This window comes from Nocardioides sp. Soil796, from assembly GCF_001429525.1.
Taxonomy (GTDB): domain Bacteria; phylum Actinomycetota; class Actinomycetes; order Propionibacteriales; family Nocardioidaceae; genus Nocardioides.
In genome coordinates this window covers 855,399-875,190 of sequence record NZ_LMSQ01000018.1, presented here as the reverse complement: position 1 = coordinate 875,190, position 19,792 = coordinate 855,399, and the positions used below count along the sequence as shown (strand labels likewise).

Here is a 19,792-nt window from a genome sequence, read left to right as displayed (position 1 = left end):
GAACCCTGCTCCTTCGGTGTGCGTGCCTCAGGCGGGCATCATCCCAGAAGCAGTCCGACGAACAGACCGGCCCCCAGCAGCAGCTCGGAGACGCCGGCCAGCTGGAGCACGGGGACCAGTGACGGGCCTTGCGCCTTCTGCCCCAGCACGATGCCGAGCGCCCGCGCCGACGGAACGACGTACGCCAGGCCCAGGAAGGCCCACCACGTCGTCGACAGTGCGACGCCCACCAAGGCCACCGCGGCGGCGATCACCAGCAGCGCGAAGAAGCCGCGGGTGCGGGCGTCGCCGAGCACCACGGCCAGGGTGCGCTTGCCGACCTCGCGGTCGGTCGGGATGTCGCGCAGGTTGTTGGCGACCAGGATCGAGCACGACAGCGCTCCGATCGCCGTGCCTGCGTAGAGGGCGGCCAGCTCGAACGTCCCGGTCTGGACGTACGTCGTCCCGATCACCGCGACCAGCCCGAAGAAGACGAACACCATCACCTCGCCCAGGCCGAGGTAGCCGTAGGGGTGCCTGCCCCCGGTGTAGAACCAGGCCGCGACGATGCAGACCGCGCCGAGGAGCACCAGCCACCAGGCCGTCGTGATCGCCAGGACCAGCCCGGCCACGGCGGCCACGCCGAACGCCGAGAACGCGGCGAGCTTCACCGCCCGCGGGGTCGCGGCGCCCGAGCCGACCAGGCGCATCGGACCGACCCGGTCCTCGTCGGTGCCGCGGATGCCGTCGGAGTAGTCGTTGGCGTAGTTGACGCCCACCTGCAGGGCCAGCGACACGAGCAGGGCGAGCGCGGCCTTCCACCAGACCGGCTCGTCGGCGTACGCCGCGACGCCCGTGCCGGCGAGCACGGGGGCGACGGCAGCCGGGAGCGTGCGGGGGCGGGAGCCGGCAATCCACTGCGCAGGAGTCGTCACGAGGAGTGATTCAAGCAGGGACGGCTTCGCCGTGGCGTTCCAGGTGCCGCTGGGCCGCGGCGCTGGCCGGCACCAGCCCGATCGTCGCGACCACCACGATGCCGGCGATGAGCAACCAGCCGGTGGCACCCCACTCCATGGCCAGGAACGTGTAGACGGCGGGAGCCCAGACCCGCCCGAGGGTGCCGGTGAGCTCGGCCGCGCCTTGGTACTCGCCGCGGCGCCTCGGGTCCATCAGCTCGGCCTCGAACGACCAGCTGGCCGCCGAGAGGTAGAGCTCGGCACCGGTCACGGTGACGTGGCCGAGCCAGACCAGCGCGATGGTCAGCCAGCCGATCGTGTCGTGGGTGAAGAGCGTGATCAGGCAGGAGAGCACGAAGAAGGAGGTCGAGAACCGGGTCGCCCGCAGGGCGGTGGGGATGTCCTTGACCCCCCGCGCGGCGAGCATCGGCAGGAAGATGCACATCACCGTGTTGGTGCCGAAGAGGAAGGCCAGCAGCACGCGCGGGGCGTCGGTCTCCTCGACCAGCCACAGCGGGATGACCAGGTTGAGCAGCACCTGGTTGGTCCAGAGCACGCCGACGAAGAACGTGACCAGCAGCCAGCCCACGTTGCGGAGTGCGCTCGGGCCGGGAATCTTGACCGCGCGCTCCTCCTTCGTGCGCAGGTCGTGCGGGGCGCGCGGCAGCTTGATGATGCAGACGGCGTTGATCGCGAACACGATCGTGGTGAACCACGGCACCAGCCGGATCACGTCGTTGGAGTGGAAGGCCAGCGCGATGCCGCCGAGCATCGACCCGACGGTGAAGCCCAGGTTCAGCGCGGAGTACATGTAGGCCCGAGACTTCACCAGCTCGTCGTGGGGCAGCACGTCGAGCGTGTAGGCGCCGTACGCCGCCCCGCCGAGCGCGCCGATCACCTCCATGCCGACGGCCATCGACACATAGCCCTCGAAGCTGCCGATGAACGGCCACACCGCGAACATCGCGGCCTGGCCCGCGGCGCTGACCGCCCACATGCGACGCGGTCCGAACCGGTCGACCACCTTGCCCATGGGGACGGCGACCAGGAAGGCGGCGACCCCCGCGATGGTCAGGCCGAGGCCGACCTGGGCGGCGGTGAGGCCGACGACCTGGGTGAAGAAGACCGCCGAGCCGGTCATGAACGTGCCCTCGCCGATGGCGAAGAGCAACGACTGCACCGACAGCCGACCGGCCAGCGGGGTCGGCGGCGCGAACTGCTGCACCAGGCTCATCGCACGGCCACGGCCTCGCGCTGGAGGTGGCGTTCGGCGGACCGGGCGGCCGGGTGCGCGATCGCCGAGGCGGCGACGGCCAGACCGGCGATCAGCATCCACCCCGACATGCCCCAGTGCATGGCCAGCCAGGTGTACGCCGCGGGTCCGATGATCCAGGTGAATTGGTTGCCCAGTCGCCAGGCGCCTTGGTACTCGCCACGGCGATCGGGGTCGGAGAGCTCGGCCATGAAGCCCCACGCCGCGGCCGACTGGAACAGCTCGGCGCCGGTGATCGTCACGTGGCCCAGCCAGATCAGCAGGATCGTCACCCAGCTGAGGGTGTCGGCGGTGACCATGATCAGCACGCACGAGAGCACGAACGAGATCGCGCACAGACGAGTGGCCCGCAGGGCGCCGTCGACGGTCTCCGAGCCGCGGGCGGCGCGCACCTGGAGCAGGACAGCCAGGACGGTGTTGGTGCCGAACAGCCAGGCCAGCAAGGTGCGCGGCGCGTCGGTCTCGGTGACCAGCCACAGCGGGATCACCACGTTGAGGAGCACCTGGTTGGTGCCCAGCACCCCGTTCATCAGGCCGAGCAGCACGAAGCCCCGGTTGCGCAGCGCGCTGGTCGACGCCGGCCTCTCGACGGCCGGGGTGATCTCGTCGGCGCCGGCGGACACCACCTCGGCCGGTGGCGCCGGTGGTGCCGGGTGGTCGTGGGCCGCGTCGGGCAGGCGGGTGATCAGCCAGGCGTTGACGAACAGGATCGCGGCGGTGAACAGCGGGACCGCCCGGATCACGTCGTCGTCGTGCATGGCGAGCGCGAGCCCGCCGATCAGGGCGCCGAGGGTGAAGCCGATGTTGAGGGCGCTGCGCATGAACGCCAGCGACCGCACGCGTTCCTCGCGCGGGAAGACGTCGATCGTGTAGGCGCCGCGGCCGGCACCGCCCGCGGCCTCGACGAGCGCGAGTCCGCACACGATGGCCACGAAGCCGATGAACCCGTGGATCCACGGGTAGGTGAGGTAGAGCAGGGCGCCCGCGACCGCACCGATCGACCAGATGCGCTTCGGCCCCACCCGGTCGGCCAGCTTGCCGGCCGGCACCGAGAGGACGAAGGTGACCAGCCCCGCGATGGACAGTCCGAGACCGACCTGGGCGGCGGTCAGCCCGACGATCTGGGTGAAGAACACGGCGTTGCCGGTGATGAAGACGCCCTCGCCGATCGCGAACAGCACCGACTGGTAGGACAGTCGTCGGGCCAGCGCGGAGTCGGGCAGCAGGCGCACCAGCAGCGCGTTCATGACGGCCTGACCATGTCGAGGTGGTCGATGCCGTCCTCGACGTACACCTCGCCGACGGGGGCGAAGCCGTAACGGCCGTAGTAGTCGGCCAGGTGCGCCTGCGCGGCGAGCATCAGCTCCTGACCCGGCCAGACCCGCTCGCAGAGCGCCAGCGTCTCGCGCATCAGGGCGTGCCCGACGCCGGTGCCGCGGGCCTCGCCGGACACCACGACCCGACCGATGCGGGCCTGCGGGCTCTGCGCGCCGGGTGCCACCACGCGCGCGTAGGCGAGCAGCCGGTCACCGTCGGAGCCCAGCACGTGGTGCGTGCCCTCGACGACGTCGAGTCCGTCGATGTCCTCGTAGTCGGGGCAGTCCTGCTCGATCACGAACACGCGGTGCCGCAGCCTGAGCAGGTCGTGCATCTGTCGGGCGGTGAGGTCGTCGTGGTGTGATCCGAGCCAGGTGAGTTCCACGGGCCGATTGTTCCAGCGAGGCCGCGGGCACGCCTCTCATTTCTTGGTGGCGTCGCCGGGCCTCGCGGGCATGCCGCTAGCGTTCGTCGGGTGAGCTTTCTCCGACCTGTGCACGGCACCGCCCCCGAGGTCTTCGGCGCGGTCCGTGCGTGGCTCGACGCGGAGGCCGAGCCCGAGCCGCTGATGGTGGAGACCTCCGGGTCCACCGGTCGACCGAAGCGGGTGGTGCTCTCCCGCCGGGCCGTGCTCGCGTCCGCGCACGCCGCTCATGAGCGCCTCGGGGGCAGTGGCACGTGGCTGCTGACCGTGCCGGCGTCGTACGTCGCGGGAGTGCAGGTCGTCGTACGCGCCCTGCTGCACGGAGCCGAGCCGGTCGTGCTCGAGGACCACGGGTCGTTCGCGGCCGCCGCGACCGGCTGCCGCTACGTCTCGTTGGTGCCGACGCAGCTGCACCGCCTGCTCGAGACGGACGCCGCGGTGCTGGCCGGGTTCGACGCGGTGCTCCTCGGCGGCGGACCGGTCGACCCGGCGCTGCGCGCCCGCGCCGAGGAGCAGGGTGTCCGGGTGGTCGTGACCTACGGCTCGAGCGAGACGTCCGGTGGCTGCGTGTACGACGGCCTGCCGCTCGACGGCGTGGAGCTCGACGTGCCGGAGGGGCAACCGATCCGGATCCGTGGGCCCGTGCTCTTCGACGGCTACGACGGCGACCCGGAGCTCACCGCCCGCGCCCTGGTGGACGGCTGGTTCGTCACCTCCGACCTGGGCCGCATCGTCGACGGCCGCCTCCGGGTGCTCGGTCGCGTCGACGACGTGGTGATCACCGGTGGCATCAACGTGCCCGCACCGGCCGTCGCGAAGCGGCTCCGCGCCCACCCCTCCGTCCAGACGGTCGAGGTGCTCGGCGTACCCGACGACGAGTGGGGCCAGCGACTGGTCGCCTTCGTGGTGGGCGACCTGACGTTGGACGAGGCACGCGACTGGGTCTCGGCCGAACACCCCCGGGCCTGGGCGCCGCGCGGGCTCGTGCGCCTGGACGCCCTCCCGCACCTGCCCAACGGCAAGGTCGACCGACTCACCCTGCGCCGCCTCGCGGAAGGACCCGCATGAACCACGTCTACTCGATCCCGCTGCACACCCGCTTCCGCGGCATCACGGTGCGCGAGGGCGTGCTGATCCGCGGCGAGGGTGGCTGGGGTGAGTGGAGCCCGTTCCTGGAGTACGACGCGGCCGAGGCCGAGCCGTGGCTGCGCTGCGCCGAGGAGGCCGCGGCCGGTGACTGGCCAGCCGCCGTCCGCGCCGAGGTGCCGGTCAACGTGACCGTGCCGGCGACGAATCCCCAGCGTGCACACGAGATCGTGGTCGCCGGGGGCTGTGCGACCGCCAAGGTCAAGGTCGCCGAGCGCGGCCAGAGCCTGGGCGACGACCTGGCCCGCGTCGAGGCGGTGCGCGACGCGATCGGACCCACCGGGCAGATCCGGGTCGACGCCAACGGCGGCTGGGACGTCGAGGAGGCAGTGGCCGCGATCCGCGCGCTGGACCGGGCAGCCGGTGGGCTGGAGTACGTCGAGCAGCCCTGTGCCGACGTGGAGGACCTCGCCGCCGTACGCCGGGTGGTCGAGGTGCCGATCGCCGCCGACGAGTCGATCCGCCGGGCCGCCGACCCCTACCGGGTGCGCGACCTCGAGGCCGCCGACATCGCCGTGCTCAAGGTGCAGCCCCTCGGCGGCGTGCGCGCCTGCCTGCGCATTGCGGAGGACATCGGGCTGCCGGTGGTCGTCTCCAGCGCCCTGGAGTCGTCGGTCGGCATCGCCGCCGGACTGGCCCTGGCCGCCGCGCTCCCGGAGCTCCCGCACGCGTGCGGCCTGGCCACCGTGCAGCTCTTCACCGACGACGTGGTGGCCGAGCCGCTGCGCCCCGTGGGCGGCATGCTCCCGGTGGGCCGGCCGACGGTGCTCGACGAGGCGCTCGTCCGGCTGGCCGCGCCGCCCGCTCGCGTGGCGCACTGGGCCAACCGGCGTGCCGACGTGGATGCGCTGCGCGAGGCCTTGCGGAAGGATCACACACCATGACCCCGCCGCCGCGTGCCAATCCCTCGACCCTGCTGGCGCGTTCGGTGCTCGACGACCTGGTCGCCGCCGGCATCACCGAGGTCGTGCTCGCGCCCGGCTCGCGCAACGCACCGTTGGCCTTCGCGGCCTGGGACGCCGCCCGCGACGGCCGGATCAGGTTGCACACCCGACTCGACGAGCGCACTGCCGGCTTCCTGGCGCTGGGCATGGCGAAGGTCGGGGCGCCCGCCGCGGTGATGTGCACGTCGGGCACGGCCGTGGCGAACCTGCACCCCGCCGTGCTCGAGGCCGCCCATGCCGGGGTCTCGCTGGTCGTGGTGACCGCCGACCGGCCGGCGTCCGTGCGCGGCACGGGTGCCAGCCAGACCACCGATCAGGTGCGCATCTTCGGGGAGGCGGCGTCCTTCGTCGACCTCGCCGGACCCGACGACCTCGACGCGGCCCGCGAGGCCCTCGGCGAGCTCCGCTCCGCGGCCGGTCCCCGCGCCAGCCGTCACGGTGGCCGGCCGGTGCACCTCAACGTGCAGTTCACCCCGCCGCTGGTGCCCGACGCCCCGTGGCACCGCACCGCACCTGACGACCCGTCGTCGGCCGACGCATCGACCCGGCCGAAGCCGGATCGCCCCGACCCCGAGACCCTTCCGCTGGGTCCCCGCACCGTCGTCGTCGCCGGGGACGACGCCGGCCCGCCGGCCCGGGTGCTGGCGGAGAACGCCGACTGGCCGCTGCTCGCCGAGCCGAGCAGCGGATCCCGCAACGGTACCCATGCGTTGCGTTGCTACCGGCTGTTGCTCGACGGTGAGCTCGGCGGCCGCATCGAGCGGGTGGTCGTCGCCGGTCACCCGACCCTCTCCCGCCCGGTCACCCGGCTCCTCGAGCGCGAGGACGTCGAGGTGGTCTCGGTGCAGGCGCGCGGCTGGTGGGCCGAGCGCCCGTTCCCCGTCGACCGCGAGGTGGCCGCGCTGATCACGCCGGGCAAGGACGACCCGGCCTGGCTGGAGGAGTGGCGCGCCGCCGATGCCCGCGTCTCACGCGACCTGGACCGGCTCCTCGCCGAGCAGCCCGGGCCCACGCCGTACGACGTGGCGCGCGCGGTCAGTGCCGCCGTACCGCCCAGTGGCCTGCTCCTGATCGGTGCGTCGAGCCCGATCCGCGACCTCGACCTGATGGCGCGGCCCTACACGGTGGGGGAGCGGCGCAGGATCGTCGCCAACCGCGGACTGGCCGGCATCGACGGCACCATCTCGACCGCCATCGGTGCCGCCCTGGCCAGGCCGCACGGCGAGCGGAACCTCGTGCTGATGGGCGACGTGACGTTCCTGCACGACGCCAACGCGCTGGTGATCGGACCCGACGAGGCCCGGCCCGACCTGACGATCGTGGTGGTCAACGACGACGGCGGATCGATCTTCGCGATGCTCGAGCAGGGGGACGACCGGTTCGCCGACCGCTACGACAAGCTCTTCGGCACCCCCCACGGCGTCGACGTGGCCAGCCTGTGCGCGGCCACTCGCACCCCGCACTGGAAGGTCGGGTCGCTGCCCGAGCTGGAGCAGGCGCTGGCCAGCCCGAACGGCGGCATCGAGGTCGTCGAGGTCGCCTGCCGTCGCGACAACCGTCGTGCGCTGGATGAACGGATCCGGGCGCTGCGATGAATTCGGAGCCGGTCTGAGCGTGGCCGTCTCACTTCGTGGCATTGCCGCATAACGCCCCTGTGTCAGCTCCGTTGCGCCCGGTGCACAGATGTCCCTCTCGGGGACTTGCCAAGTAGTCAAAGGACGTAGATGCGCCACACACGAGTGATGACAGCAGTCGCCGCCACGGTCTTCGTCGCGATCAGCCTGACGGGCTGTTCGGAGGCGGAGAAGGCAGGCAACGACGCCAAGGACAAGGCGGCCGAGGCCGCAGCGTCGGCCAAGGCCGAGGCGTCCGAGAAGGCCTCCCAGAAGGCCGATGAGGCCAAGGGCAAGGCGAAGGCGAAGGCCGAGGAGGCCAAGACCAAGGCCAAGGACAAGGCCGGGATGTCGGACGACGAGTCGGCTGACGAGGCAGCCGGCGACGGCACCGACGCCGGGTCGGACGCAGGCGCGGCCGGGTCCGGAAATGTCACGGTCGACCTCGGTGAGTTCGCCGACGACCCGAGCGCGCAGGCGGCGGCCGGGTTCTTCGAGGCCCGTCAGGCCGCGGTGGCCTCGAGTGGCGCCGACCTCGGCGACCTGCAGGCCGCCACGACCGCCGACCGTTTCAAGCGGGCCAGCGCCTACGTGGAGCGTCACGCCGGCCACGACGGGCCGTTCATGGTCACCGTGGTGGGCGTCGAGTCTGGCTCCGTGGAGGTCTGCGTCGGCCCCGACGGCACCAGGGCCCGCACCCTCACCCTCGAGGGTGACAAGGTCGCCGACAACACGCAGGGCGATCACACCTGCGCCTGAGTGATGGCAACAAGGCGGGCCCGGCCGGTTGGCCGGGCCCGTCCTGTTCCGGGACGGCCCTGTCAGCCCAGCCGGCCGAGCATCTCCTGGGACTCGACGAGACCGGCGTCGGAGGGCGCGGCACCCTCGCCGAACACGCGCTGGTGCTGCTTGGTCCGCCACTCGAGGTGCGCCTCGCGGGGCCGGTCGTAGCCGTAGCGCTCGCGCGCCATCGCCGGTGTGACGACCTCCGGGTTCGTGGGTGGTACGCCGAGCAGGATCGGCGTCACCACGGGCACGGTTGCCGGGGAGAGCAGGCCGAGCACAGCGAGCTCGATCCTCGGGTGCACCTGCACCAGCCACAGCGAGGCCTTCATGATCGGCAGCACGGCCACGTCGACCGCCCGCGACTGGCGCAGGCCGCCCATCTCGCGCATCCAGCGCGGCATGGTCGCGATCGTGGCCGCGCGGAGCACCGCGTTGACCGCCAGCATCCCCGGCCGGAGCAGCAGGGGCGCCGGGGGCAGCATCACCTTGGCGTTGAGCAGGTGGTGCATCGCCTGCTTCGCGATGTCGGAGCCGAGCAGCTGGGGCCGCATCCGCTCGTAGTAGGCGTGCAGCTCCTCGCGGTTGCGCGGGATGTCGGACTGGTCGCAGGTCTGCAGCTCGGCGGCGACCCTGCACTCGGCCCAGTACTGCTCCTCGTCCTCGGCGGAGAGCTTGCCGGGTCCGTACATCTCGTAGGCCTTGAGGATCGAGTGCCACGCGGTCAGGTGGATCCACAGCTGCGACTCGGGGTCGTTGGCGTCGTACCGGATGCCGGTGACCTCGTCGGTGCCGATCGCCTTGGAGTGGATCTTGACCAGCACGTCGGCGACCTGGGAGGTCGAGCGCGAGTCGCCGAACGCGACCATCGCGAAGTAGCGCAGGGTGCGGTCGTAGCGGGTGCGCGGTCGCTTGTAGATGTCGTGGGTCTTGTCGACGGCCGCGATCAGGGCGGGGTCGAGCTCCTCGACGACGACCGCGCGCTGGAAGCCCACGGTCAGGGACGAGGGGTAGCTCCACACCTTCCAGGTCACGGAGTCGGGGCCGAAGAACCCGTAGTCCTCGTGGGGTTCGACCTGCTTGGTCCTGCGCATCGCGATGGCCATTGCGGCCCTCCTTCTCGTGTCGCGCCGCTCTCGGTGCCGGCGCCATGACCTAATTACTACACGCATGTAGTAATTTGTGAAGGGTCGTCCACCTAAGGTGTTTCCCATGTCGTCACAGACGCAGCGCCGTCGCCCGTACGCCGCACGCGTGCCGATCGAGGAGCGCCGGGAGCAGATCCTCGACGCCGCGATCCGCATCATCGTGCGCGACGGCTACGACCGGGTGTCGATCGACGCGATCGCCAAGGAGGCCGGCGTCACCCGGCCCGTGGTGTACGGCGCCTACGACGGGCTCGGGCCGCTGCTGCTCGCCCTGCTCGACCGCCAGCAGGTCCGTGCGATGGCCCAGCTGCTGGCTGCCCTGCCCGACGAGGCCGACCCCGACGACCTCGACGCGCTGATCGACGTGACGGTCGCCACCATGGTGCGACAGCTGCGCGAGGACCCGCTGACCTGGCAGCCGATCCTGCTCGCCGGCCACGGCACCCCCGACGCCGTGCGCTCCCGCATCGACGCCGACCGTGAGTTGGTGCGCCACCACGTCGCCGTGCTCATCGACTCGGTCCTGCCCGGTTCGGACAGTGAGGTCCTGGCGCACGCGGTCCTCGCGGTCCTCGAGCACTTCGGCCGGCTCGTCCTCGAGGACCCCGACCGCTTCGACACCGACCGACTCGTCGCTGCCGTGCGCTCGGTCCTCGACCCGTTGATCCGACCTGCTGGTTGAGCCGGCGGGTTGAACCGTCGCCATCGGGGAAGGAGGCGGTCATGAGTGAACCCTCAGAGCTGAGCCGCCAGGCCTCCGTGATCCCGTACGTCGACTTCCACACGGGCGCCACGCGGCTGCTGTCGTTGAACCTCACCACCGGCAACGGCATGGTGCATTCGAAGTACCGCCCGCTGGCCAGCATCGACGGCCGGCAGTACGTCGTCGTGTGGGGACTCGTGTCGTTCGAGATCCCGGCCGACCGCAACGTGCACGTCAGCGTCCACCTCGAGGGCGACATCATCGGACAGGCCGCGTCTCTGATCCTGCCACCCGGTGACGCGCAGGTGCGCTACACCTATGAGACGCACTACGGCAGCGGGATCGGCTCGCTGACCCCGGCCTGACGCCGGACCGAAACTGCGGCAAGGCCGATCAAGCGGCCGGTCGCACCTGCCGCAGAGGATGGGTGACATGACCGCAACCGACACCTTCGTGGACTTCGTCGACCACCTCACCGAGGCGCTCGACGACCACGAGGCGACGGGTGAGGAGCTGGCCGCCAGGCTGCACTTCTCCCGGTTCCACTTCGACCGGATGATCCGGTCCGTGGCCGGCGAGCCACCCTCGGCCCTGCGCCGTCGAGTGCTCCTCGAGCGGGCGGCGTACCGCATGATCTCGACGAAGGCACCGCTGATCGACATCGCGGTCGAGGCCGGCTACGGCTCGCACGAGGCGTTCACCCGCGCCTTCGCGAAGGCCTACGGGACGACCCCGTCGGCCTGGCGCCGCAAGCCCGGTCACATCCAGATCGCCGCGCCCAGCGGCGTGCACTTCCACCCGCCGGCCAGCCTGCGCCTGCCGGCGAGAGACAAGGTGAGTTCGATGGATCTGTTGACGAAGATGGTGGAGCACCACGTCTGGCTGACCGGCGAGATGGTGCGACTGGCCGAGCGGCTCACCGACGAGCAGCTCGACCGGAGGATCGGGCTGGACGTCGACGAGGACGAGCAGACCATCCGCGCGCTGCTCTCCCGGCTGATCGGCCAGATGGGCATGTGGAACGCCGCGATGGCCAACCGCGACTACGACTGGTCCCTCGAGGACCACGAGTCGCTGGCCTCGATGCGGTCCAGGCTCGCCGACGAGGGGCCGACGTACCTCGCCCACGTGCGCGACGTGGTGGCCGCCGGGCGTCTCGACGACACGTTCGTGGACGCGATCTGCGAGCAGCCGGAGGTGTTCACCTACGGCGGGATGATCGCGCACGTGCTGACCTTCGCCGCCCACCGCCGCACCCTCGTGGTGCTGGCCCTGGACAGCCACGGCATCAGCGAGCTCGGCTGGGGCGACCCGATGCTGTGGGTGGCCCAGCCGACCGCCTGACGTCGAGGCCCCACTTGTGCGGTGGTGTGGACGGTTCGCCCGCGGCATGACGCGTGTGGAGCGACCGTGACCCCCGCGTTGCTCGAGGTGGGGGCGGGGACGGGGATGATGGCGCTCGTGGAGATCGCCTTTCAGCTCATCGTGCTGGCCGTGGCCGTCCTGGCCCTGACCGGCCTGGCCCAGCGCCTGGACTTCCCGGCCCCGATGCTGCTCATCGCGGCGGGCATCGCGGCCAGCTTCGTGCCCGTGGTCCCCGAAGTGCACCTCGACCACGACGTCGTGCTGCTGGGCCTGCTGCCACCACTGCTCTACAGCGCCGCGCTGTCGACCTCCCTGGTCGACTTCAACGCCAACCGCCGCTCGATCCTGTTGCTCTCGATCGGGCTGGTCATCTTCACCACGGCCGGCGTCGCGCTCGTCGTACACCTCCTGCTGCCGGGCGTCGGCTGGCCGGCCGCGATCGCGATCGGTGCCGTGGTGGCGCCGCCCGACGCGGTCGCCGCAACTGCCGTGGCCCGGCGCATCGGACTGCCCAGACGCGTGGTCACGATCCTCGAGGGCGAGTCGCTGCTCAACGACGCGACCGCGCTGGTCGCGTTGCGTACGGCGATCGCGGCGATGTCGGGCTCGGTCGCGTTGTACGACGTGGGCTGGGACTTCCTGCGCGCGGCGGTTGGTGGCGTCATCGTCGGACTGATCGCGTTCGTCGTGGTGGCCAAGGTCCGCAAGCTGATCACCGACTCGCTGCTCGACACCGGTGTGTCGCTGGTGACCCCGTTCGCGGCGTACCTCGCGGCGGAGCAGATCCACGCCAGCGGCGTGATCGCGGTGGTGGTGGCCGGCCTGCTGCTGGGCCACAAGGCGCCGGTGCTGCAGACCGCGCAGTCCCGCATCGCCGAGCGGATGAACTGGCGCACCCTCGCGTTCGTCCTGGAGAACACCGTCTTCCTGCTGATCGGCCTGCAGGGTCGCTGGATCGTCGAGGACGTCGCCGACAGCGAGCTGTCCGCCGGCCGGATCGCCCTGATCTGCGGCCTGTCGCTGATCGCGGTGATGGCGCTCCGGATGGTCTGGGTCTTCCCGCTGCGCTACCTGCTCACGTTGCCCAGCAGGGACAAGGTGGGCACGCACTGGACCAGCACGTTCGTGCTCGGCTGGGCCGGCATGCGCGGTGTCGTGACGCTGGCCGCGGCCTTCCTGATCCCCGAGCACACCGAGCACCGCGAGATCCTCCTGCTGATCGCCTTCACCGTCGTGGCCGGCACGCTCTTCCTCCAGGGGCTCTCGCTGCCGTGGGTGGCCCGCCGCCTGAAGGTGCCCTCGCCCGACCCGGCCGAGGAGGCACTGGCCCGGGCGACCCTGCTCCACCAGGCCACCGCCGCGGGGCTCGAGGTGGTCGAGGACGTCGAGGACGACCCCCTCGGCGCGCTCGAGCTGATCAAGGCCCGCCTCGACCAGCGCAACTTCGCGGTGTGGGAGCAGCTCGGCAACCCCGACGGCGACCAGGAGACCCCGAGCCAGACGTATGCTCGACTGAGGCTCCAGATGATCGAGGCCGAGCGCACCAAGGTGCTCGAGGTGCGCAGCGGCGGGCAGGTGCCGCACAACGTCGTCCAGGAGGTGCTGTCCATGCTCGACATCGAGGAATCCATGATCGACGTCGCGGTCGCCGACGGAGACCGGGTGCGGGCCACCCGCACCGAGGCGCGGGCGACCGGCGACCTCTGCGAGGACCTCACGCGCGACTTCGGTGACGTGTCCCCGGGTACGCCGGGCGAGTGCGCCGGCTGCCTGGAGGAGGGGACGTCGTGGGTGCACCTGCGGATGTGCCTGGACTGCGGGTACGTCGGCTGCTGCGACTCCTCACCGCGTCGTCACGCCTCGCTGCACTTCCAGGACACCGGCCACCGGGTGATGCGTTCCGTGGAGCCCGGGGAGTCGTGGCGCTGGTGCTTCGTGCACCACGTGACCGGCTGAGCTGCCCACCCTTCGAGCTGCCCGGGCGCCCCGTCCGGCCACCCGGACTTCGTCGGAAGTTTTCTTCGAGGAATTTCTCCGTTTCGGGTTGTCCGCTGGGCACGGGGCGCTATAGTTTTCAACGACGCGCCAACCGGGACCCGAGACCCGGTTGGCGCGTTCTGTATTTCCGGGAAGTTGCGGTCCGCCTCGTGCGCAGGACGCCGCAGCGAGTCTCATGATGTGGATGGAGTGTCCATTCCGCGAGATTCGGACTTCGCCCCCGATCGTGCCCCGCGTACTGTTGCCCGCATGTTCACGACCATGCTGACCAAGCGCCGCGCAGTGGATCACTGCCGCACGCGCTCGGCGCTGTGTCGAATGTCCTGACGGGACGCAATCTCCCGAGCTGAGCAGGCCTGGCCGATCACGGCCGTGTGCCGCCATGTCGCTCGCTCCTGCGTCCCGTGCCTAATGGCACAAAGTCGACTAAGATTCAGGACAATTCCTCAGGAGTGCAATGAGCCAGCAGATCGATCCGCGCGCACCACAGTTCAACGCTGTGGTGACTGCGGTCGTGCTCGCCGTCGTACTCCTGACCGCACCGAACGCCCTCGGCGTCGCGCTGCTCGGCGTACAGGCCGTGTTGTTCGCGATCGGTGCCGGCCTCGGAGTCCGGAAGACCCCTCACGCATGGGTGTTCCGCAACCTGATCCGCCCTCGACTGGCTGCCCCCCAAGAACTCGAGGACGCCGCACCTCCGCGCTTCGCCCAGGCCGTCGGCCTGGCGTTCGCGGCGGTCGGTCTCCTCGGATACCTCACCGGCGCCACGCTCGTGGGGGACATCGCGGTCGGCTTCGCGCTGGCCGCGGCACTGCTGAACGCGGTCTTCGCGTTCTGCCTCGGTTGCGAGATGTACCTCCTCGGACGGCGACTGCACGGGCGACTCGCCCGCCGCAGCGCCACGCCGGCAACCAACTGACACGCTGCACCCAACGGAAAAAGAGAGATAGCACTATGAGCCGCGAAGACACCCTTGTCTCCACCCAGTGGGCCGAGGACAACATCGACAACGACCAGGTCGTCCTCATCGAGGTCGACGAGGACACCACGTCCTACGACAAGGGCCACATCCGTGGCGCCATCAAGTTCGACTGGTCCGTCGACCTGCAGGACCAGGTCCGCCGCGACATCATCAACAAGGAGGGCTTCGAGGCCCTGCTCTCCAAGAACGGCGTCAGCAACGACCACACCGTGGTGCTGTACGGCGGCAACAACAACTGGTTCGCCGCCTACGCGTACTGGTACTTCAAGCTCTACGGCCACAACGACGTCAAGCTGATCGACGGTGGCCGCAAGAAGTGGGAGCTCGAGTCCCGCGAGCTCACCCAGGACGTGCCCGAGCGCACCGCCGCGACGTACACCGCGCAGGAGCTCGACACCACCAAGCGCGCCAACCGTGACGACGTCGTCGCCGCCATCGGCGCCAAGAACCTGGTCGACGTCCGCAGCCCCGACGAGTACGCCGGGCGCCTGCTCGCCCCGGCCCACCTCCCGCAGGAGCAGGCCCAGCGCGCCGGCCACCCGCCGACCGCCGCCAACATCCCCTGGAGCAAGGCGGCCAACGACGACGGCACCTTCAAGTCCAACGACGAGCTCACCAAGATCTACGAAGAGGCCGGCGTCGACTTCTCCAAGGACACCATCGCCTACTGCCGCATCGGTGAGCGCTCGTCGCACACCTGGGTCGTGCTGCACGAGCTCCTCGGCTACGAGAACACCCGCAACTACGACGGTTCCTGGGTCGAGTACGGCTCCCTCGTCGGCGTCCCGATCGTCCTCGGTGACGAGCGCGGCGAAGCCTGATCCCATCCCCGCTGGTTGAGGAGGTCGCCCCGCGACCGTCTCGAAACCAGGCATCCCCGCTGGTTGAGGAGGTCGCCCCGCGACCGTCTCGAAACCAGGCCGAACCACGAAGGAAACAACATGTGCGGTGCAGTTGAAGGCGGCCTCTCCCTCGACGGGGTAGACGTCGCGAAGGAAGCAGTGGTCCAGGGCCAGGTCACCCGTGACGGTGAGCCGGTCGGCAACGCCTACGTGCGTCTGCTGGACAAGAGTGGCGAGTTCACCGCCGAGGTGCCGACCTCGGCGACCGGTCACTTCCGGTTCTTCGCCAACGACGGCGAGTGGACCCTGCGCACGCTGGCCGCCAAGGCCGACGTCGTGGACACGAAGGTGACCGCGGCCGTGGGCTCGGTGGCCGAGGTGGCCATCGCCATCTGATCCACCCCGCCCCTGTGGGTGTCATTCGGCCCGTCGCGCTTCGTGCGCGGCGGGCCGATCTGCGTCGTACGGGCCCCGGTGGTCGAGGAACGAGGAACCAGCTCGAAACCCGCCCCCGTCGCAGGCCGTCACATTTCGGGCACCCCGTCGTTGATCCTCCGCAATGCTTCCACGAAGGGGATCGGCGTGACATCAGACCTGCGCATCGGCGTCATCGGTTGTGGCTACCTCGGTGCCACCACGGCGTCGTGCCTGGCCGCCCTGGGTTTCCACGTGATCGCCCAGGACATCAGCACCGAACGCATCGCCGCACTCTCTGCCGGACAGACCCCGTTCTTCGAGCCCGGCCTCGACGACCTGGTCGCCGAGGGCGTCGCCTCGGGTCGGCTCGAGTTCACCCACGACCTCGAGAAGGTCGCCGACCACGCCGATGCGATCTTCCTCTGCCTCGGCACTCCCCAGGTGCACGGCGAGCTGCAGGCCGACCTGAGCCAGTTCGAGTCCGCCTGCGCCTCGCTCTTCCCGCTGCTCACCAGGCCGGTCGTGGTGATCGGCAAGTCGACCACGCCCGTCGGGTCCGCGGCGCGGTTCCGTGAGGAGGCCCGGGCCCTGGCGCCGGCCGGCGACGCGCTCGAGCTGTGCTGGAACCCCGAGTTCCTCCAGGAGGGCAACGCGATCCGCAACACCCTCCACCCCGACCGCATCGTGATCGGGCTGCACCCCGACGACAGCCGCTCCGAGGCCGTCGTACGCCGCATCTTCGCGACGCCGATCGCCGAGGACGGCGTACCCGTCATCACCACCGACCTCCAGACCGCCGAGCTCGTGAAGGCCAGCGCGAACGCCTTCCTGGCCACGAAGATCTCGTTCATCAACGCGATGTCCGAGGTCTGTACGGCGGCCGGTGGCGACGTGGTCACGCTCAGTGAGGCGCTGAGCCACGACGTACGCATCGGTGGGCGGTTCCTCCACCCGGGCCTCGGGTTCGGCGGCGGGTGCCTGCCCAAGGACATCCGCGCGTTCATGGCGCGCGCGTCCGAGATCGGCGTGCCCCACGCGCTCGGCTTCCTGCACGAGGTCGACATGATCAACCGCCGCTGCCGCGAGCACGTGGTGGCGCTGGCCGAGACCCTGCTCGACGGCGACGTGCGCGAGAAGCGGATCACCATCCTCGGCGCCGCGTTCAAGCCCGGCTCCGATGACATCCGCGACTCGCCTGCGCTCGACGTGGCCGGCCAGCTGCACCTGGCCGGGGCCGACGTCGTCGTCCACGACCCGCGCGCGATCGAGCCGGCCCGGCGCGAGCGTCCCAAGCTCGAGTACGCCGAGGACCTGGTGAAGGCCTGTCACGAGGCCGACCTCGTGATGCTGCTGACCGACTGGGCCGACTACGTCGAGCTCGACCCGGCCGAGCTGGTCGACATCGTGCGGCGCCCGGTGATCATCGACGCCCGGCACTGCCTCGACCCGGCCGCCTGGATCGCCGCGGGCTTCGACTACCGATCCCTGGGGCGCCACCAGTTCGCCTGAACCCAGACCAGCCTGGGCGCTGGCGGGCCGTCGGGGGGCCCGCCAGCGCACGGGTCTGCCCCGGTCCGATGCTCCGGATCGCTTCCAGCTGATGCGGCAGGTCGTTGCCGGCTCGGACCCTCGATAGCCGGGAGCGCTCGGCCGCTCAGTCGCAGAACGTGCCGGCCGCGGTCCAGCCGCCCAGGTTCTCGTCGTCGGTGCCGAGGATCCCCGCGGAGCCCTTGCAGGCGATTGCCTCGACCTTGTGGCCCGGATAGGTCCCGAGCGAGACGGGTGCCACGATCGCGAGCTGCGCGCGACCGGAGCCGAGCCTGACTGTTCCGACCGCGTACAGAGCCGTGTCGAAGGGGCCGTTGTTGCCGTTGTCGGAGGCGCTCGAGATCACGATGCGCCCGTCGGAGAGCACCTTGGTGTCACTGATCGGACGCACGTTGGTGGTCGGGAACGGCACCGAGACACTCGCCTGCGCCACGGCACCGAAGGCGCTGGTGGACGGGTTGAACGTGGCGGCGAACAACCTCCCCGGCGTCGTCGTCGAGCCACGGTTGGCCCACACGGCGACCGTCGTCGTGCCGAAGCGGGTGAGCGCGAACGACTCGTTCTCGACCCTGCCGGCCGGAAGGGTGAAGCTGCGGACGACCTTCAGCGTGGTTCCCGAGATCGTGATGATCCGCCCGGCGCCCGTGCTCGTGACCACCGCGTACCGGTTGGCCTGCGCGGGCACCGCATCGATGGCCTCCAGGTCGGACGGCGCGGTGCCCGGCCAGGTCAGGTTGGTGACGACATGGGCGTCGCTCAGCAGCGCCACCCGGTTCTGGCCGCTGGTCTTGTTGTCGCGCACGATCACCCAGCCCGAGGCCGCGGGAGCGATGCCGCTGACCCCCTGCGTGATGCCGGTGCCGACCCGCGTCCAGGTCACGTCCCCGGACGCGCCGGCCGGGGAGAGGAGCAGGACGACCGACACCCCGGCGGCGACAGCCTTGCCCAGGAGTCGCTGCCTCATGTCCGGAGCGTAGGTCGTGGCGTCGGTCCTCGGCCTCCCCAGAACGGGTCATCTTCGAGCCGCCCACGCGGTCCGGTCGTGGGCATCGAGAGTGACTTCTGTGTCGGGTTGCGGCCCGAGACTCGACGCAGAATTCACTCTCGGTGGTCATCGCGGAGTTGCGCGTCGCGCGCGGTCAGGCGGAGCCTGTGGATGACGGCGCGCGCGTTCGCTCCGGTTCAGGCACGCTCGGGCCATGCACCTGCCACCCGATCCCCTCGCCGGGGTTCGACGCGTCCTCCCGCCCCCCAGGCTGGGGCGGCCGCGCCTGGTCGTGCCGATGAAGATCGACGCATCAGGTAGGGATGGGCCCACTCCGGGACAGGCGCGAGGACGCCGATGGAGACGAACGGGGCCCGGTCGCGTGCTGCCTGCCGATGCGGTCTTCGAGCAACCCGAACAGCGCATCATCGAGGCGGTCGCTCACCTGCCGCCGGGGTTCGCGGTCACCGGCTGGGCCAGTCTGCACCTGGCGGGCGCGCGCTACTTCGACGGCACAGTGCGGCCCGGCGTCGAGCTTCCGGTGCAGGTGATCACCCCGACGCAACGGGTGCACGGCAACGTCGCGTTCACGAGGGCGGCCGTGCACCCGTCCGAGATCGTCCTGCGATACGGGGTGCCGTGCACCGACGTGCACCGGGCCCTGACCGACGAGATCTGTGCGGCCATCGACGTACGCCGTGCCGTGGCCGACATCGACATGGTCCTCCACGCCGAGCTCACCTCACGCGCGAGATTCGCCACGTACCTGGCCGCCGTACCTCCGCGCCGTGGCATCCAGCAGGCTCGACGTGCCCTCGCCTTGGCGGTGGAAGGGGCGGAGTCTCGCCAGGAGACCGCAATGCGTCTGGTGTGGCAGGAGGACGCAGGACTGCCCCCTCCGCTGAGCAATCGCGACGTCTACGGCCCGGCAGGGCAGCACCTGGCCCGACCTGACCTGCTGGCGCCGGGGCTCGGCGTGGTCGGGGAGTACGACGGGCTGCATCACGCGCAGACCGCACGGCGCAGTCGTGACATTTCTCGTGAGACGCGGTTGCGTACCCACGGGCTCGAGTTCTTCAGCTTCGTCGCCGGTGAACTGCATGACCGACGAGCTGCCGTACGACGCATGGTGGCAGCCGTGACCAGGGCGGGGAAGGCGCGTCTGCCGCAGACGTGGACCCTCGAGCCTCCGGACGGCGTACCGCCGCTCACGCTGGACGAACGCATCCGGGCCCGTGAGCTGGGCAGGGATGGGGAGCGGGTGACCAGGGAGATGCCGCGGTGGCCGTTCCCGCACCGAGAGTGAACTGTGTGTCGGGTCTGAGTCGCGGACCCGACATGAACTTCACTCTCGGCGGTCGAGGGACGC

Annotated in this window: 19 protein-coding genes; 13 read left to right on the top strand and 6 right to left on the bottom strand. The window is 70.7% G+C overall.

Features of this window, described 5'->3' with window-relative positions; genetic code table 11:
• Positions 1-38 precede the first annotated feature (38 nt).
• From ASH02_RS15580 to ASH02_RS15565, 4 genes are read right to left on the bottom strand one after another with little or no spacing between them, the layout of a single operon-like run.
• Entirely contained in the window at positions 39-914 is an 876-nt protein-coding gene (locus ASH02_RS15580; protein ID WP_056890257.1) for a 1,4-dihydroxy-2-naphthoate polyprenyltransferase, read from the bottom strand.
• Between the two features lie 10 nt (positions 915-924).
• The gene (locus ASH02_RS15575; RefSeq protein WP_056688648.1) at positions 925-2,169 is read right to left on the bottom strand and encodes an MFS transporter; all 1,245 of its coding nucleotides are present in this window, start codon (positions 2,167-2,169) and stop codon (positions 925-927) included.
• Positions 2,166-3,455 (bottom strand): MFS transporter, encoded by a 1,290-nt coding sequence (locus ASH02_RS15570; RefSeq protein WP_057295038.1) that lies wholly within the window; start codon positions 3,453-3,455, stop codon positions 2,166-2,168. Before ASH02_RS15570 ends, ASH02_RS15575 begins: the two co-directional genes overlap by 4 nt.
• The gene (locus ASH02_RS15565) at positions 3,452-3,910 is read right to left on the bottom strand and encodes a GNAT family N-acetyltransferase (protein WP_056890255.1); all 459 of its coding nucleotides are present in this window, start codon (positions 3,908-3,910) and stop codon (positions 3,452-3,454) included. Before ASH02_RS15565 ends, ASH02_RS15570 begins: the two co-directional genes overlap by 4 nt.
• A 90-nt stretch (positions 3,911-4,000) precedes the next feature.
• Here ASH02_RS15565 and ASH02_RS15560 point away from each other — a divergent pair, with 90 nt between their 5' ends.
• The 4 genes from ASH02_RS15560 to ASH02_RS15545 all read left to right on the top strand — a co-directional run bounded on the left by ASH02_RS15560 (position 4,001) and on the right by ASH02_RS15545 (position 8,411).
• Positions 4,001-5,017, top strand: coding sequence for an AMP-binding protein (locus tag ASH02_RS15560; RefSeq protein ID WP_235539054.1), 1,017 nt, complete (start codon positions 4,001-4,003; stop codon positions 5,015-5,017).
• Positions 5,014-5,979, top strand: a complete 966-nt coding sequence (locus ASH02_RS15555) for an o-succinylbenzoate synthase (protein ID WP_056890253.1) — start codon at positions 5,014-5,016, stop codon at positions 5,977-5,979. Before ASH02_RS15560 ends, ASH02_RS15555 begins: the two co-directional genes overlap by 4 nt.
• The gene (menD, locus tag ASH02_RS15550; protein WP_057295037.1) at positions 5,976-7,634 is read left to right on the top strand and encodes a 2-succinyl-5-enolpyruvyl-6-hydroxy-3-cyclohexene-1-carboxylic-acid synthase; all 1,659 of its coding nucleotides are present in this window, start codon (positions 5,976-5,978) and stop codon (positions 7,632-7,634) included. Before ASH02_RS15555 ends, menD begins: the two co-directional genes overlap by 4 nt.
• A gap of 147 nt (positions 7,635-7,781) precedes the next feature.
• Positions 7,782-8,411: a hypothetical protein gene (locus tag ASH02_RS15545; RefSeq protein ID WP_057295036.1), complete on the top strand. Its 630-nt coding sequence runs from the start codon at positions 7,782-7,784 to the stop codon at positions 8,409-8,411.
• 62 nt (positions 8,412-8,473) lie between these two features.
• Here ASH02_RS15545 and ASH02_RS15540 read toward each other — a convergent pair whose 3' ends face one another.
• Entirely contained in the window at positions 8,474-9,541 is a 1,068-nt protein-coding gene (locus tag ASH02_RS15540) for an oxygenase MpaB family protein (RefSeq protein ID WP_056688633.1), read from the bottom strand.
• 106 nt (positions 9,542-9,647) lie between these two features.
• On the opposite strand from ASH02_RS15540, the gene ASH02_RS15535 reads away from it, so the two are divergent.
• From ASH02_RS15535 to ASH02_RS15500, 8 genes are all read left to right on the top strand, one after another.
• Positions 9,648-10,265: a TetR/AcrR family transcriptional regulator gene (locus tag ASH02_RS15535; protein ID WP_056890249.1), complete on the top strand. Its 618-nt coding sequence runs from the start codon at positions 9,648-9,650 to the stop codon at positions 10,263-10,265.
• Positions 10,266-10,306: 41 nt separating this feature from the next.
• A complete protein-coding gene (locus tag ASH02_RS15530) occupies positions 10,307-10,651 on the top strand; it encodes a hypothetical protein (RefSeq protein ID WP_056688623.1) in 345 nt (114 codons plus the stop codon).
• A gap of 67 nt (positions 10,652-10,718) precedes the next feature.
• On the top strand, positions 10,719-11,630 hold the full coding sequence (locus ASH02_RS15525) for a helix-turn-helix domain-containing protein (protein WP_056688618.1): 912 nt from the start codon (positions 10,719-10,721) through the stop codon (positions 11,628-11,630).
• Positions 11,631-11,696: 66 nt separating this feature from the next.
• On the top strand, positions 11,697-13,607 hold the full coding sequence (locus tag ASH02_RS15520; RefSeq protein WP_235529965.1) for a Na+/H+ antiporter: 1,911 nt from the start codon (positions 11,697-11,699) through the stop codon (positions 13,605-13,607).
• 499 nt (positions 13,608-14,106) lie between these two features.
• Positions 14,107-14,568, top strand: coding sequence for a DUF4395 domain-containing protein (locus ASH02_RS15515; protein ID WP_056688615.1), 462 nt, complete (start codon positions 14,107-14,109; stop codon positions 14,566-14,568).
• Positions 14,569-14,603: 35 nt separating this feature from the next.
• Entirely contained in the window at positions 14,604-15,452 is an 849-nt protein-coding gene (locus tag ASH02_RS15510) for a sulfurtransferase (protein WP_056688612.1), read from the top strand.
• Between the two features lie 120 nt (positions 15,453-15,572).
• Complete coding sequence (locus ASH02_RS15505; protein ID WP_056688609.1) at positions 15,573-15,869, top strand: DUF1416 domain-containing protein; 297 nt, start codon at positions 15,573-15,575, stop codon at positions 15,867-15,869.
• 186 nt (positions 15,870-16,055) lie between these two features.
• Positions 16,056-17,399 carry a UDP-glucose dehydrogenase family protein gene (locus ASH02_RS15500; protein WP_235529964.1) on the top strand — a complete coding sequence of 448 codons (1,344 nt, stop codon included), beginning with the start codon at positions 16,056-16,058 and terminating at the stop codon, positions 17,397-17,399.
• Between the two features lie 145 nt (positions 17,400-17,544).
• On the opposite strand, the gene ASH02_RS15495 is transcribed toward ASH02_RS15500, so the two are convergent.
• Positions 17,545-18,402: a hypothetical protein gene (locus ASH02_RS15495; RefSeq protein ID WP_057295035.1), complete on the bottom strand. Its 858-nt coding sequence runs from the start codon at positions 18,400-18,402 to the stop codon at positions 17,545-17,547.
• A 403-nt stretch (positions 18,403-18,805) separates the two neighbouring features.
• Here ASH02_RS15495 and ASH02_RS15490 point away from each other — a divergent pair, with 403 nt between their 5' ends.
• Complete coding sequence (locus ASH02_RS15490) at positions 18,806-19,729, top strand: hypothetical protein (protein ID WP_056890247.1); 924 nt, start codon at positions 18,806-18,808, stop codon at positions 19,727-19,729.
• Positions 19,730-19,792 lie beyond the last annotated feature (63 nt).